The organism is Pedobacter sp. T50_32 (assembly GCF_057652195.1).
The window spans coordinates 56,817-70,539 of the sequence record NZ_JBYFBY010000001.1; the positions used below are offsets into that span (position 1 = coordinate 56,817).

Sequence of the window (13,723 nt, forward strand, 5' to 3'; positions counted from 1 at the left end):
TATAAAAATTTAACGGATTATCTCAAAACCCTTTGGAACCGTAAAAGGGAATTCTACCGCTACGTTAGCATCGATTTTAACAAACTCAACGGCTACACCTATTTTTTTATTGCCTACTACAGAGTTTATTTTCAAAACAGATGGAAACAGCCCGTTATTTACTGGTGTGTATTTGTCGTAACTCACTTTCAGCGCCTGCCCTTCGCGAGCATCATTTAGATTAAGTTCTGCGGGTTTCAAAAGGGTATTAAACAAAATGCTATAAGCCAAACTCTGTTCAGTTCCACTAAGTAGCCAAACCCCATTTTCCTGTTTAAGTGCAGATTTCTCTGCCATTAATTTTGATATCGTATTTCCAGTTAGGAGAGACTGCAACAACCCGAAATTTACTTGCTTATTTGTATAGTCGTAAATATAGGCGAACGGCTTTCTCAATACCGTTTTTGCCTGTCTGTTCATTAGCAACAAACTATCTGGCGTAATGATGCCTCTAGCAACTTCGAATGCACCACCCAATGCGGTAATATTAAACCAAATTTTTTCGTCTTTTTTAATGCGAAGGTTAAGTGTAACACTATTTTCTTGGCCATCTACATTCAGTTCAGTTTTTCCTCTTAACGACAAACTATTATAAACCAAATCTTTCCCAGAAAGCGTTGCTAAATTTTCAGCTTTATTATCTTTAACGGGCGTAGTTTCTGCCGCTACTGGTGGAGCCTTTATAATTTCCTTTTTAGGTCTACACGCTGCTACAGTAAGTACACAAGCAGCTATCAAAATGCTATTTAATATATTTCTTCTCATTGATTTTTCTATTTAACTTCTCCGATTGATTACCTGCGGCTTTTGCCTTTTGCCACTGCACTACAGCATTTTCTTTATCACCTTTTAAAAACAAAATATCACCGTAATGTTCCAAATAAACAGGATTGTTAGCTTCGTTGTTTTGTAAAGCTTTTTGAATATAAGTTAGTGCCTCATCAACTTTGTTTAACTTTAGGAGAACTATGGCGTAAGTATCTAAAATTGAAGAATTTTGTGGCATAGCCGATGCTGCCTTGGATGCCAATTTTTCGGCCTTTGGCAAATCGTGGTTACGCAGGGCAAGATAATAGGCATAATTGCTCAACGTAAGGTAATTATTAGGTGCTAACGACACCGCTTTATCGAAAGCCAGATCAGCCTCCTTTAATTTCCCTTGATCTATCAGCACTTCTGCTTGCAAGGCTAAAATCATTGCTTTTAAATTGGCGTCTTCTGGCTCCAACTGCAAGGCATTCTTTAGTTCGAAACCTGCTTCGGCATTTTGCCCATTACGATGCAACGCAAACGCTCGGTAATAATATAATATTGCCTGATTTGGATAAATCTGCAAAGCTTCCTCTCCTGACTTGATGGCTTCTGCATAGCTCCCCATCAGCGTTTGTACGCCAAGCAATTTTTCCCAAGCAATGTAAAGCTGTTCTGATTGCTTAATTGCAGCTAAGTATTGCTCTTTAGCACCACTTAAATTTCCCTGTTGATATAAAATATCGCCATAAAGCACAACTATTTTAGCATCGCTTTTATGTTCGTTTAGCGTAATTAAGCCTAACTCCGTTGCGTTTTTTACTACTTCTGGCTTATTAAAACGCAATAGCATTTGGCTCAAAATTTTCACCTTGTTAGGCAAAGGCATTTCAGCGTTAGTGAATGCAGCTTTAAGTGAGGTAAAGGCTTCTTCGGGCTTCTTTAAGGCATAATACACATCAGCCAATGCTAAATTTAACTCATAGTTATCTGCATCTATCTGCTTAGCTTTTAATAGCGTTGCCAAAGCTTCGTCATTTTGGTTTTTCTCTAACAAGGTACCACTTAGATCGAGGTAGTTTTTAAGATCGTTAGGATTATCGTTAATCTGTTTTTGCAGGTCGTTGCTTTTTGCAGGATCATTTATACTTTTAAAACGTTGCTTGGCCGTAGTTGAGGCTTTTGAAACACCGAATTTCTCCTCCAGCAAATCATAAGCTTTTTTTGATTCATCTACTTTGCCCGCAATGTACAATGCGTTTGCTCTGTCAAAATAGAAGCTTTCTGCATCTGGCTCTAGTTTAATCAATTGATCGAAAACCTGAACTAAAGCATCCATATTACCGCTTCGCTTATAGATTTCGCTTTGCAGCTTCAAATACCAAACATTGTTGGGTTGACCGGTCAATGCCTTTTTGATAGATACTTCTGCGTCGAGCAGTTTATTTTGGCGCAACTGGATGTTAGCAATTTCGAAATGAGCAGCACTGTTATCTGGATCTATGATTAAAATCTTCGAAAAACTGTTGCTGGCATTTACATAGTTTTCGCTCAGCTTTTCCTTTAAACCCGCGAAGTAAAATTCTTTTATCGCATTGCTATCTTTTACGGCAAGAGGTTTCTGTTGCGCTTTTACGGAAAAGCACAAACTTATAAATACCGCTGCAAAAAATAGTTTATTCATTGATTCTACTTTTTAGTTATCAAGCGCCAAGAGCACTAAGTGAGTTTCGGTTCATACTTGGAAACTCCTTTCTTAACAATTTATCAATTTAAGCAATTAACCCTTGCCTGTATGTCCGTAGCCACCAGCACCTCTGTCGGTGTTACTTAATTCTTCGGTAGTTTCCCAAATTACAGTTTCATGTTTAGCTACTACCATTTGTGCAACGCGTTCGCCATTATTTACCACAAAATCAGTATCTGATAAATTTACCAGCAATACTTTTAACTCGCCACGGTAATCGGCATCAATGGTACCTGGTGAGTTTAATACCGTAACACCGTGTTTGTAAGCTAAGCCACTGCGGGGTCTAATCTGTGCTTCGTATCCTACTGGCAACTCAATAAACAAACCCGTTGGAATTAAAGAACGTTGTAAAGGTTTAATTATGATTTGTTCTTCGATATTAGCTCTTAAATCCATGCCTGCTGCATGTGTAGTTTCGTAAGCTGGCAATTGGTGGCTAGATTTATTGATGATTTTGATCTGCATATTAGATTTGCGTATTGAGATTTGAGACTAGGCTTTCTTAAAAAATCGCTTTAGGTCGTTCTTTTCTAAAACGTATACTATCGCCAAAAATAAAATTAACAAAGCATTACCGATGAATATATTTTTATTGAATAAGAAAAACGAACTGAAGCCAATCACTACCGAGATCATGAGATAAAGTAAAATTCTTTTCAGATTATAAGGAATTGGATAGTGCTTTTGCCCCAAAATATATGAAATCACCATCATGGTGAAATAGGTGATCATGCTTACCCAAGCCGAGCCCATGTATCCAAATTTTGGAATAAGAATGGGATTAAAAGCGATGGTGATAACCGCACCTATAACAGAAATATAAAGCCCGAATTTAGTTTGATCAGACAATCTATACCAAATAGATAAATTCATGTAAACACCTAAACAAACGTAGCCCAACAATAAAAAGGGAACAGCAGGCAAACCTACCCAGTAATCCTGATTTCGGATAAAATATTTAAGGATCTCGATATTTGCAATTAGTGCTACAAAAAGAATAGCTAATGCAACAACAAAATATTGGAGTATAATGGCGTAAATTTTTTTCGCATTCTCTTGTTTTGCATAGCTGAAAAAGAAAGGTTCGGCACCTAACCTAAAAGCTGTGATAAAAATGCTGATAAACACGGCAATCTTACATACAGCTCCGTAAATACCAACTTCGCTAGCTGCAATATCTTCTGGCAATAATTTATTTAATACAATCTTGTCTAAACTTTCGTTAATGGTAAAAGACAAGTTAGCTACCAAAATTGGCCAGCTGTAACTATACATTTGCTTAAATAATACCTTATCGAACTTAAGTTGAATTTTACCAAACTCTGGCAACAGCATAATTAACGTAGCCGCACTTGCAATAAGGTTAGAAACGAAAACATAACCAATCCACTGTGTTCTGTACCAACTTTCTACCCATTGTGCTCCAATCCATTGATGTTTGATAATTGCTGGAAGTACAAACAAAAACACAAGGTTAAATCCAACGAAAAACCCGATGTTAAGAAATTTGACAGCACTGTATTTTATTGGCCTTTCATCTGCTCTAATTTTAGCAAAAGGGATTACACTAATCGCATCCAAAAAAAGGATCAACAAAAAGTAAATCGTATATTTTTTATAGTCGCCTATATCATCGGGAGAACTTGCAAGGTAATTGGCAATTGGATCGAGAAATATCAACCCTGTTACCAAAAACAATGTGGATATAAATGCAATGCACCAAAATGAATTATTATAAACTTCCTGCTTTTTGTCTTCGTGTTTATTTAAATATCTGAAAAATGTGCTTTCCATACCAAATGCCAAAACCGCATTGATGATGGAAGCATTGGCGTACATGTTGGTAAAGATCCCGTACACACCTGTTTTGTAAACTCCGGTGTAAATTGGGGTAAGAATGAAATTGAACAAGCGGGAAAACACAGTGCTCAATCCGTATATTGCTGTTTGACCGAGGAATTTTTTTAAAGCCAATTTGATTTTAGATTTGCGATTTTAGATTTACGATTTTCTAAAATTAATATACCTATTAAATCATTTTTGAGATTGCAGATGGCTAAATCGTAATTCGTCAATCTACAATCGTAAATTATATTACCAAAGCAAATTCTTTTTAATTACAACAAAGTTAGTATAACCTTGCAATTCCCCGTCTTCTACAAGCACTTGCTCCACATTAGATTTCTCTGGTCCTTTATGGCACCACTCCAAAAACATATCTAAAATAATTTGATCAGCTTCGGCTTCGATTAAAACGGAGCCATCTTTTTCGTTCTTTACCTTTCCTTTTACTCCCATTTGGTCGGCTACCGCTTTAGTGCTTGCTCTAAAAAACACGCCCTGTACTTTGCCTATTACTTTTATGTTGATGTGCTTCATTACTAGATTTGAGTATTGAAATGTGAGATACAATACAAATTTACTTACCGCAAAAGTAATTATTTTGAACCACCTAAGACACCTAAGTTAATTTTACAACAAAGAATTATAAAGTTGCCAAAAATTCTTAGACAATCAGCTTAGGTTTCCTTAGGTGTCTAAGGCGATAAAACCTAAAATGCCAGACCAGCTAGTTTTTCTTTCTCCGCTAAAAACTCATCCCAAATTTCATTTAAAATAACCGCAGCGGGTTTAATTTCATTAAGCATGGCTGATACTTGACCTATTTCCAACTCGCCTTCTTCCATATCTCCTTCGAACATTCCGAGTTTGGCTCTTGCTCGTCCGAGTAATGTAGCCAACTCTGCTGTGCCTGCTCCGTTAGCTTCTGCTTGTGCTACGGCATCGGCAAATTCATTTTTCAATAACCGAACTGGAACTAATTTTTTCATCCTCAATTTGGTATCGCCTTCGGTAGATAAAAGGATTTTCTCCTTGAAATTAGGATGTGCAGACGACTCGTCGGCAACGGCAAAAGCCGAACCTACCTGCACCGCATCTGCTCCTAAAGCAAAAGCCGCTAACATCGCTTTTCCGCTTGCAATACCTCCCGCAGCAATTACTGGTATATTTACTACTGCTTTAATCATAGGGATTAAACATAAGGTTGTAGTTTCTTCTCTTCCATTGTGGCCACCAGCTTCGAAACCTTCGGCAACAATAGCATCTACACCACTTTGTTGTGCTTTTAAAGCAAATTTTGTATTTGCAATTACGTGAACCACGGTCATTCCTTTTTCCTTCAAAAAACTAGTCCACGTTGCTGGATTGCCCGCTGAGGTAAAAACAATTTTAATATCTTCTTCCACCAAAATATCCATGATCTCTTGCACATTCGGATAGAGTAAAGGTACATTTACGGCAAAAGGTTGAGTTGTCGCTTCTTTGCACTTTTGAAGATGCTTTCGTAAAACATCGGGATACATAGAACCTGCACCAATAATACCCAAACCACCAGCGTTAGATACGGCGGCGGCTAAGCGCCAACCACTACACCAAACCATACCAGCTTGGATAATTGGATATTTGATATTAAATAAGGAAGTGATTGGGTTTGCCATTAAATCAATCGTTTTACATTTTTAGATCTTATAATTTTTGCACCTCCCAACTCTATCAAATTTACTCCGGGAGTTTTACCGATTTCAAAGCTTCCATACTGATTGTTGATACCTAAGAACTCAGCACCATTGATAGTTGCCCATTTTAAAAGCTCATCGAAAGGCACTCTTTTTTTCTGTTGTAGCGTTTGCATTTCTGCCAAGATAGATAGCTGGTGATTACTCGCCAAACTGTCTGTTCCTAAAGTAACTTTAACTTTTGGATCGATGAAAAGAGTAACGTCTGGCAAATTATTTTCGATGTAAACATTGGCGTTTGGACATAAACACCAATACAAATCTTTGTGAGTGGCTAAGGCAAAATCAATATCAGCTTTGCTTGTAAAAGTGTTGTGCACTAATAAACTTTTGTTACTTGGCATTTGAGGCAAGTGGTATTGGATAGCATTTTTCCCAGTTCCATGTGCATCACTTTTAGGCACACCCATACGCTGGTACATTACCTCAAAATCTCCAGTACCTCGTTCAAAAAAATCATTTTCTGCAATGGTTTCTTGATTATGAATACTAAGAACATCTTGCAGGCGGGTATTTTTCTCGATGTGCTGAAATAACTCGTTAGATACTGAGTATGGTGCGTGCGGCACAATTGAAGCTTTAAGCGGCCAATAGCTATCTCTAATTTTCACCGCCTCATCTATAATAGGCTGCGATGGCCAGTTAAATCCAAAAACCTCCACAAAAGTGTGGTAATATAAAGAACTGTGTTGTTTCACTTCTTTAGAAATCAACTGATTTGAAATATCGCCTACTGCAACAATTCCATGCTCGTACATTTGTTTATCCGCAGCGTCCATAGCAGCTATGATTACCTCATCTTCTGCCGCACGTTGAGCCACAATTTCCCTCACAAAAGCTGGCAACCCGGTTTGTTCCGGAATTTTGCCAAATAGGTGTGATAACTCCAAATGGCAGTGCGTATTTACAAAGCCAGGAACCAGAACACCTTCAAATTGTTCTATACCATCTATATTTTTAGCGGCTGCTTCTTCGGTAGTTAATATTGAAATAATTTCGCCTGTTATAGAAACCTCTAATACACCATTTTCAATTGGCGCACTGGTTACAGGATAAATCCATTCTGCTGACAAGTATCTTTGCATCCTACAAATTAAACGGAATACAGCCTAATATGGAAATTTAAAACTTTTTTGCAGCCTTAGGCAACAAGTTGTAGAGAAACTCCACATTCTTAAATTCGGCAAAAAACACATAAATGACTGATTTTTATTCACTTAAGTTTTGGCATAACGCGATAATAGCCTCTGGCACTATTCTGTAGCATTAGGTTAGTATAATTCACAAATTGTATTAAACTTAAAAATAGATATTATGAAAAAGTTATTTGTAGCAGCTATCGTAGCATTCGCAGGTTTTACAGCAACTCAAGCTCAAGCTTCAATCAATAAAGTAGAAATGGTAACTGTACAAGACAGTGTTGTAAAAACGCCAATTGAAATATCAGCATTGCCAGATGCAATTAAAACAGTTTTGGCAACAGATCCGTACAAAGATTGGACACCAACAGCAGCTTTCAGTGTAAAAGATGGTGATAAAAACTACTTCCAAGTTGATGTGAAGAAAGAAGAAGAAACAGCTTCATTAAAATTTGACGCTGAAGGTAAACCGGTAGATTTTGCTGGAACTAACCTAACACAAGCAACTGCTTCGATTGCTAACGAAGAAAATGTGTCGGTACAAGACAGTGTAGTAAAAACTCCAATTGAAATATCGGCATTACCTGATGCTATTAAAACAGTATTAGGAACAGATCCATACAAAGATTGGACGCCAACAGCAGCTTTCAGTGTAAAAGATGGTGATAAAAACTACTTCCAAGTTGATGTGAAGAAAGAAGAAGAAACAGCTTCATTGAAATTCGACGCTGAAGGTAAACCAGTAGAATAATTAGATCATTCTAAAAACTACATAATTTGAAAGAGCCAGCTTTAATGCTGGCTTTTTTTTTGTACTGATTATGGAGAAGGTGGACGACCACAAGCAACTGTAGAAAGTAGAAAGATATGCAACAGCGTTCCTAAGAAAACTTATCAAATTCATAGTAAACACCTTCTAGATCATTAATCTGCTGATTGTCGACATAAGAAACAAGTTGTAGAGAAAGTCCTCAAAACTAATTTTAACGCAAAAACTCCAATAAACTGATTTTCAAATAATTAAAGTTTTGGCACAACATCAAATCCTTGTTGGCATCATTATGTAGCATTACTTAGTATAATTCACAAAATGTATTAAACTTAAAAATAGATATTATGAAAAAGTTATTTGTAGCAGCTATCGTAGCATTCGCAGGTTTTACAGCAACTCAAGCACAGGCTTCAATCAATAAAGTAGAAATGGTAACTGTACAAGACAGTGTTGTAAAAACGCCAATAGAATTATCGGCGTTACCAGATGCAATTAAAACAGTATTGGCAACAGATCCGTACAAAGCTTGGACACCAACAGCAGCATTCAGTGTAAAAGATGGTGATAAAACCTACTTCCAAGTTGATGTGAAGAAAGAAGAAGAAACAGCTTCATTAAAATTCGACGCTGAAGGTAAACCAGTAGAATAGTTAAATCTATTATATTCTTAAAACTAAAAGCGGGAAAAGTCAGTTATATAATACTGGCTTTTCCTATTTTTGTATATATGGCATCTGTTTTAATTATTGAAGACGACAGCACTTTCGCTCAGATTATTGAAGGATTTTTAATTAAGAACAATTTTGAAGTAACCACCGTAAGTAATGTTGCCAAAGCTCTCAAACTCATCGCAAACGAAGATTTTCAGCTCTTATTAATTGATTATCGCTTGCCAGACGGTACTGGTATAGATGTGCTTAACCACAGACGAGAAACGGGTTTATCTGTGCCTGCAATAATCATGACTTCTTTTAATGATGTCCGTACCGCTGTAAAAGCCATCCATTTAGGCGCTGCAGATTTTATCACCAAGCCTATTAACCCTGACGAGCTTTTGATGGTAATTAGCAATGCACTTAAGAAAAAGGAAACTCCAAAAAATACCGAAAACAACTTTATTCGTGGTAAAAGTGACGTAGCGCAGAGACTTTACCAGCATATAGATTTAGTGGCCGAAACCGATATGTCTGTAGTGATACAAGGTGAAAGTGGTACTGGAAAGGAATTTGCTGCAAGAACTTTACACCAGCAAAGTAAACGAAAGAACAAACCTTTCATTGCTATTGATTGTGGCGCTTTATCGAAAGATTTAGCAGCTAGCGAATTGTTCGGACACATTAAAGGTGCTTTTACTGGGGCAGTTAACGATAAGAAAGGTTCTTTCGAAGCCGCAAATGGCGGAACCATTTTCCTCGATGAAATTGGAAACCTAAGCTACGAAGTACAGGTTAAGCTACTTAGAGCTTTACAGGAACGAGTAATTCAACCTTTGGGCAGTAATAAACAAGTTCCAGTTGATGTCCGTATCATTACCGCCACCAACGATGATTTGGCCAACAGCATGAAAATTGGCGAGTTCCGAGAAGATTTGTACCACCGTATCAACGAGTTCAAAATTCAGTTACCGCCCTTACGAGAAAGAGGTTCAGATTTAGAGCTTTTTATCGAACTTTTTATCAAATTATCTAACGAAGAACTAAACAGGAATGTACAAGAATTAGATAAAGAAACTCGAAGCTTACTGCTTAAATATGATTGGCCAGGTAACTTACGTGAGCTACGAAACGTGATAAAGCGCATGGTTTTGCTTACCGCTGGTAGTGTGGCAACCGCCGATAGCTTGCCAGATGAGATGAAGATTGCCGTAGCAAATGAAGTACCTTTAGACAATCCGTCTGATTTGAAAGCGGTAAACGAAAGCAACGAGAAAGCACTAATTGCCGAAACTTTAACCAAAGTAAAATACAATAAATCTAAAGCGGCAAAATTGCTCAATATCGATAGAAAAACACTTTACGCCAAAATGGAACGCTACGGCATTGATTAGGCAGTTCGTCTTTTTTCAGCATTGCAAAGCACGAATTAATCTATTTTGAAAAGCACAACCACTACCACTACCAACAGAAAGTCCTTCTTTCCGCTGTAGTCCCTTCATTCGTTACACTCTGTCGGGAGCTGCCGCTACAATAAGGTTTATTTAAAGAAGCAATTACAACTATTAAACAACCCTAGCATTATCGCTTTAAGAAGAAAAATTAATATCAGGAATAGTGAAAGTATCAATTACAAAATACCAAAATGCTGTAATGCATTTAAAATCCCATCACTGTCTACATCGTCCGTAACGTAATCTGCAATGGCTTTTACTTCCGGATTGGCATTGCCCATAGCTACACCAATATTCACGTGTTTTAGCATTTCAATGTCGTTTCCACCGTCGCCAAAAGCCATAGTTTCAGACAAATCTATACCGAAATGTTTACAGAAAACATCGATACCTACCTTTTTGCTTTGATTTTTTGCATTCACATCAGCAAATAAAGGTGTCCATCTTGAAGCTGTAGAATTTGGCATTACCGCCGCCATAAAAGCAGTTTCCTGCTCCGGCCCTAAAAAAATGTTTGTTTGCAAAACCGAAGCAACATCAACCTTATCAAAATCAATAAGCGGTGGCACTGGCAAATTCACATGCGCATACATTCCAGCAATTTCTGGAGTAACATCATGGATACCGATTTCCTTCTCTGACATGAACGAAAAACTCAATGAATTTTCCTTCGCATAGGCTAAAATCCCTCGGATATCATCAGCATCGATACATTGTTTAAAAAGCAGCTCTCCATCTTTTGCGGCACAATAACCACCGTTAAACGTAATGTATCCATCAAAATTCAAATACTTTACATGATCGATACTGTTAATTGAACGACCGGTAGATAGGATAGTCTTAATGCCTTTAGCCTGTAAATCGGCAATTGCTTTTTCTGTAGAAGCAGCTACTTTGTGCGTTTTGAAACTTAGTAATGTACCGTCAATATCGAAAAAAACAGCTTTTACGGATGGATTTTGCATAGAACAAAGTTAAGAGTATTTATTTGCCGCAGATGCATAGATAAATCATCAAATGGTTAATTTTTTAGGCTGAAGTATTCCCAAGAAAATCTGCGTATCTGTGGCAAATTTTTTAAGAGAAAGACTGAATACGAAATGATACTGTTTTCAATAACGACTGCAACTGTTCCGACAAACCTGATATGCTAGCTTGAATAGTCTCATCCAGCATTTCTACCCCAGCAATCTCTTGTTCCAATTGCCTAAACGCAGCACCCAAATCTTTGGCACCAATTTGGGCAACCCTTCCAGCTAATCGGTGAACCACCAACCTAGCTTGCGGCTGATTTCCGTCGATCAAACTTTGTTGCAATAGCATTTTATCTTCTTCGCAATCTCGTTTAAAGCTGGCCAAAATCTTTCCCATCATCACTTGATCGCCCATTGTCATTTTTTGCAAAGAACTATCATCAAAATTCACATCTTGTGTTGCCGCCGAAATCGAAAACAAGCTCAACAGATCTTCCGCCTTAAAAGGTTTGATAATCACCCCTTCAAATCCCTGATCTAAAACCGCCTGCTGCTCATCTGGCAAAACCTGGGCAGTAATAGCATAATACTTCACTTTCGCTGGTAACTTAGTTTTTAGCTTTCTGTGCAACTCAATACCTGTAATTCCCTCCAAGCGCATATCCACCAAAACATAGGTTAAATTATCGTCTATTGGTTCGCTCAAAATTGCCTCGGCGGTGCTAAAAGTTTTATATGGAATTTGATGGGCGGAGAAAATCAAATCGCACAATTCTAAAATCAGTTTATCGTCGTCAATCACCCAAACTGTCTTCATTCTATCCACAGCTTTCGCTTTCGTCAAGCCAATGGTTTCTAGCGGAGCATCCACTTGTTGATAAGGCAGGTAAACCACAAAAGAAGTACCTTTACCTGGTTTACTTTTCGCAGTAATTCTACCTTTTTGCGCATCAACCAATGTTTTCACAATAGCCAAACCTAAACCAGTGCCATTTTGGTTAATTGCCTGATGATCTTGGTTCGCTACCTGCTCAAACTCCTTAAAAATCTTTTCCTGATCTTTCTGCGAAAAACCAATACCAGTATCCTCTACAGTAAAGTAGCAATGCACCAGACCTTCTGCTTCCTTGCAATCTGCCAAAAGCTTCACATATCCTTTCATGGTAAACTTAATGGCATTACCCAATAAATTATACAACACCTGCTTTAACCTAAAAGCATCACCATTTACCCAACGTGGTTCGGTTAATTCAAAATTAGCCAACAGGCTGATGCCTTTCTTTTCCGCCAACGGACGTACAGCATCCAACACCTCATCCAGCAATTTTTGAAGATCAAAATTCTCCTGCTTAAAACTAAACTCGCCCGAAGTAATTCGGTTATAATCTAGCACTTCATTCACAATTTGCAACAAGTGCACCGAAGAACGATGTATCGCATCCACATGTTTTTTATCGGGTCTGTCTTGTTGCGCAATAAACTCGGCATAACCCAAAATGGCTTGCAGAGGCGTTCTAATTTCGTGGCTCATATTAGAAAGAAAGCGCTGCTTTGCCCTACCATGATATTCTGCCTCCTCTTTAGCTTTCTCCAGCGCCACTCTATATCTATTATTCTTCGTAATATCAATGAGAATCAACGAACCCAAAATCAACGTAATCACAAAAAACACAATAATGATGATTTTGATTTGCTCCACACCCTCGCTCACCACAGCTCTTGCTTGTTCTCCAGTAGAGTCTATTTGTGTCAGAGCCTCCGATTCCACTTCGCGAAGTACATTCAGCATTTGCTTGGTTAGCGCACTACTAGAACTCGCTAATTCGGCTTCCTTCTTTAAAAAACGGTTACTCTTTTCGCGTTGTTCGGTTTCTATCGTTTTCAACGAAATTTCTACGCCTCGCATAATGCTATCTTCTACCTGCGGATTGAGTGTATCTTTTTTAACCTTGTACTCTTCGTTAATGATTTTGTAAACTTCTGCCTTTTTTTTACCGAACAATCTGCTTAAAAAGCCTCGAGATTTTTGCTCTTCTTCAGGAGCCACTGTTGTAGTAGAAGTCGAAGTTTCGGTAGTAAACACAGCACTATCTGCTTCTCTGGTTCGCTGTGCAAATAGCGTGTTCAGTTTTTCTACCTCTTCAGAAAACGATTGGGTGTTCACCAAATTTTCCTTCACTTCCAAATAAAGCAGAAACTGTTTATCCCGATCTTTAAGTAGCTGTTTTAACTTCGAAATACGTTTTTGTTGCTCCTGATCGGCATCGTAAAGCGTATTTAAGGTCTCTAAAGTTCTACGTAATTTCTGTGTGGCTGCAAAAAAACTCACATTGTTTTTCGGCTCCCGCTGCAATTGATCTAAAGAGGCAATTTGGTGCGAAAGTTTATTAACTAGCCTCAACTTATCGTTAGGGGTCGATATTTTTTCAACCGTTCCTAATATTTCTTCAAAAACAAACTTACTAACGCCCCAGGCCATAAACAGTGCCAAACCCGCAAACAAGAATCCAAGCACTACCTTACCTTTGGTAGCCCTAAAAAAATGTTTCTGAGGTTGCGTTTTCGAAGTCATATTTAAATAGTAACCACAAAACACGCACCGAAAGTGTTTTCA

12 protein-coding genes are annotated in these 13,723 nt (G+C 37.9%); 3 read left to right on the plus strand and 9 right to left on the minus strand.

Going from position 1 to position 13,723, the window contains the following annotated elements; all coding sequences use genetic code 11:
• Positions 1–9: 9 nt before the first annotated feature.
• From lolB1 to AC23ME_RS00230, 7 genes are all read right to left on the minus strand, one after another.
• Positions 10–804, minus strand: coding sequence for a lipoprotein insertase outer membrane protein LolB1 (lolB1, locus tag AC23ME_RS00200; RefSeq protein ID WP_487725731.1), 795 nt, complete (start codon positions 802–804; stop codon positions 10–12).
• Positions 782–2,473, minus strand: a complete 1,692-nt coding sequence (locus tag AC23ME_RS00205; RefSeq protein WP_487725732.1) for a tetratricopeptide repeat protein — start codon at positions 2,471–2,473, stop codon at positions 782–784. The genes lolB1 and AC23ME_RS00205 overlap by 23 nt, the downstream gene beginning before the upstream one ends.
• 96 nt (positions 2,474–2,569) lie before the next feature.
• Positions 2,570–3,004 carry a dUTP diphosphatase gene (gene dut / locus AC23ME_RS00210; RefSeq protein WP_487725733.1) on the minus strand — a complete coding sequence of 145 codons (435 nt, stop codon included), beginning with the start codon at positions 3,002–3,004 and terminating at the stop codon, positions 2,570–2,572.
• A 27-nt stretch (positions 3,005–3,031) separates the two neighbouring features.
• Positions 3,032–4,513 carry an oligosaccharide flippase family protein gene (locus AC23ME_RS00215; protein ID WP_487725734.1) on the minus strand — a complete coding sequence of 494 codons (1,482 nt, stop codon included), beginning with the start codon at positions 4,511–4,513 and terminating at the stop codon, positions 3,032–3,034.
• Between the two features lie 120 nt (positions 4,514–4,633).
• Positions 4,634–4,918, minus strand: a complete 285-nt coding sequence (locus AC23ME_RS00220) for an acylphosphatase (RefSeq protein ID WP_487725735.1) — start codon at positions 4,916–4,918, stop codon at positions 4,634–4,636.
• 173 nt (positions 4,919–5,091) lie between these two features.
• A complete protein-coding gene (locus AC23ME_RS00225; protein WP_487725736.1) occupies positions 5,092–6,039 on the minus strand; it encodes an NAD(P)H-dependent flavin oxidoreductase in 948 nt (315 codons plus the stop codon).
• Positions 6,039–7,202, minus strand: a complete 1,164-nt coding sequence (locus AC23ME_RS00230; RefSeq protein ID WP_487725737.1) for an amidohydrolase family protein — start codon at positions 7,200–7,202, stop codon at positions 6,039–6,041. Before AC23ME_RS00230 ends, AC23ME_RS00225 begins: the two co-directional genes overlap by 1 nt.
• A 229-nt stretch (positions 7,203–7,431) precedes the next feature.
• Here AC23ME_RS00230 and AC23ME_RS00235 point away from each other — a divergent pair, with 229 nt between their 5' ends.
• The 3 genes from AC23ME_RS00235 (at position 7,432) to AC23ME_RS00245 (ending at position 10,075) form a co-directional block, all read left to right on the plus strand.
• The gene (locus AC23ME_RS00235) at positions 7,432–8,007 is read left to right on the plus strand and encodes a hypothetical protein (protein WP_487725738.1); all 576 of its coding nucleotides are present in this window, start codon (positions 7,432–7,434) and stop codon (positions 8,005–8,007) included.
• Between the two features lie 365 nt (positions 8,008–8,372).
• Positions 8,373–8,678, plus strand: a complete 306-nt coding sequence (locus AC23ME_RS00240; RefSeq protein WP_487725739.1) for a hypothetical protein — start codon at positions 8,373–8,375, stop codon at positions 8,676–8,678.
• A 77-nt stretch (positions 8,679–8,755) separates the two neighbouring features.
• Positions 8,756–10,075 carry a sigma-54-dependent transcriptional regulator gene (locus tag AC23ME_RS00245; protein ID WP_487725740.1) on the plus strand — a complete coding sequence of 440 codons (1,320 nt, stop codon included), beginning with the start codon at positions 8,756–8,758 and terminating at the stop codon, positions 10,073–10,075.
• Between the two features lie 236 nt (positions 10,076–10,311).
• Here the strand turns inward: AC23ME_RS00245 and AC23ME_RS00250 are convergent, their stop codons facing one another.
• Together AC23ME_RS00250 and AC23ME_RS00255 are read right to left on the minus strand one after the other, a co-directional pair.
• Entirely contained in the window at positions 10,312–11,100 is a 789-nt protein-coding gene (locus AC23ME_RS00250) for a Cof-type HAD-IIB family hydrolase (RefSeq protein ID WP_487725741.1), read from the minus strand.
• A 112-nt stretch (positions 11,101–11,212) separates the two neighbouring features.
• On the minus strand, positions 11,213–13,681 hold the full coding sequence (locus AC23ME_RS00255) for an ATP-binding protein (RefSeq protein ID WP_487725742.1): 2,469 nt from the start codon (positions 13,679–13,681) through the stop codon (positions 11,213–11,215).
• Between the last annotated feature and the right edge of the window lie 42 nt (positions 13,682–13,723).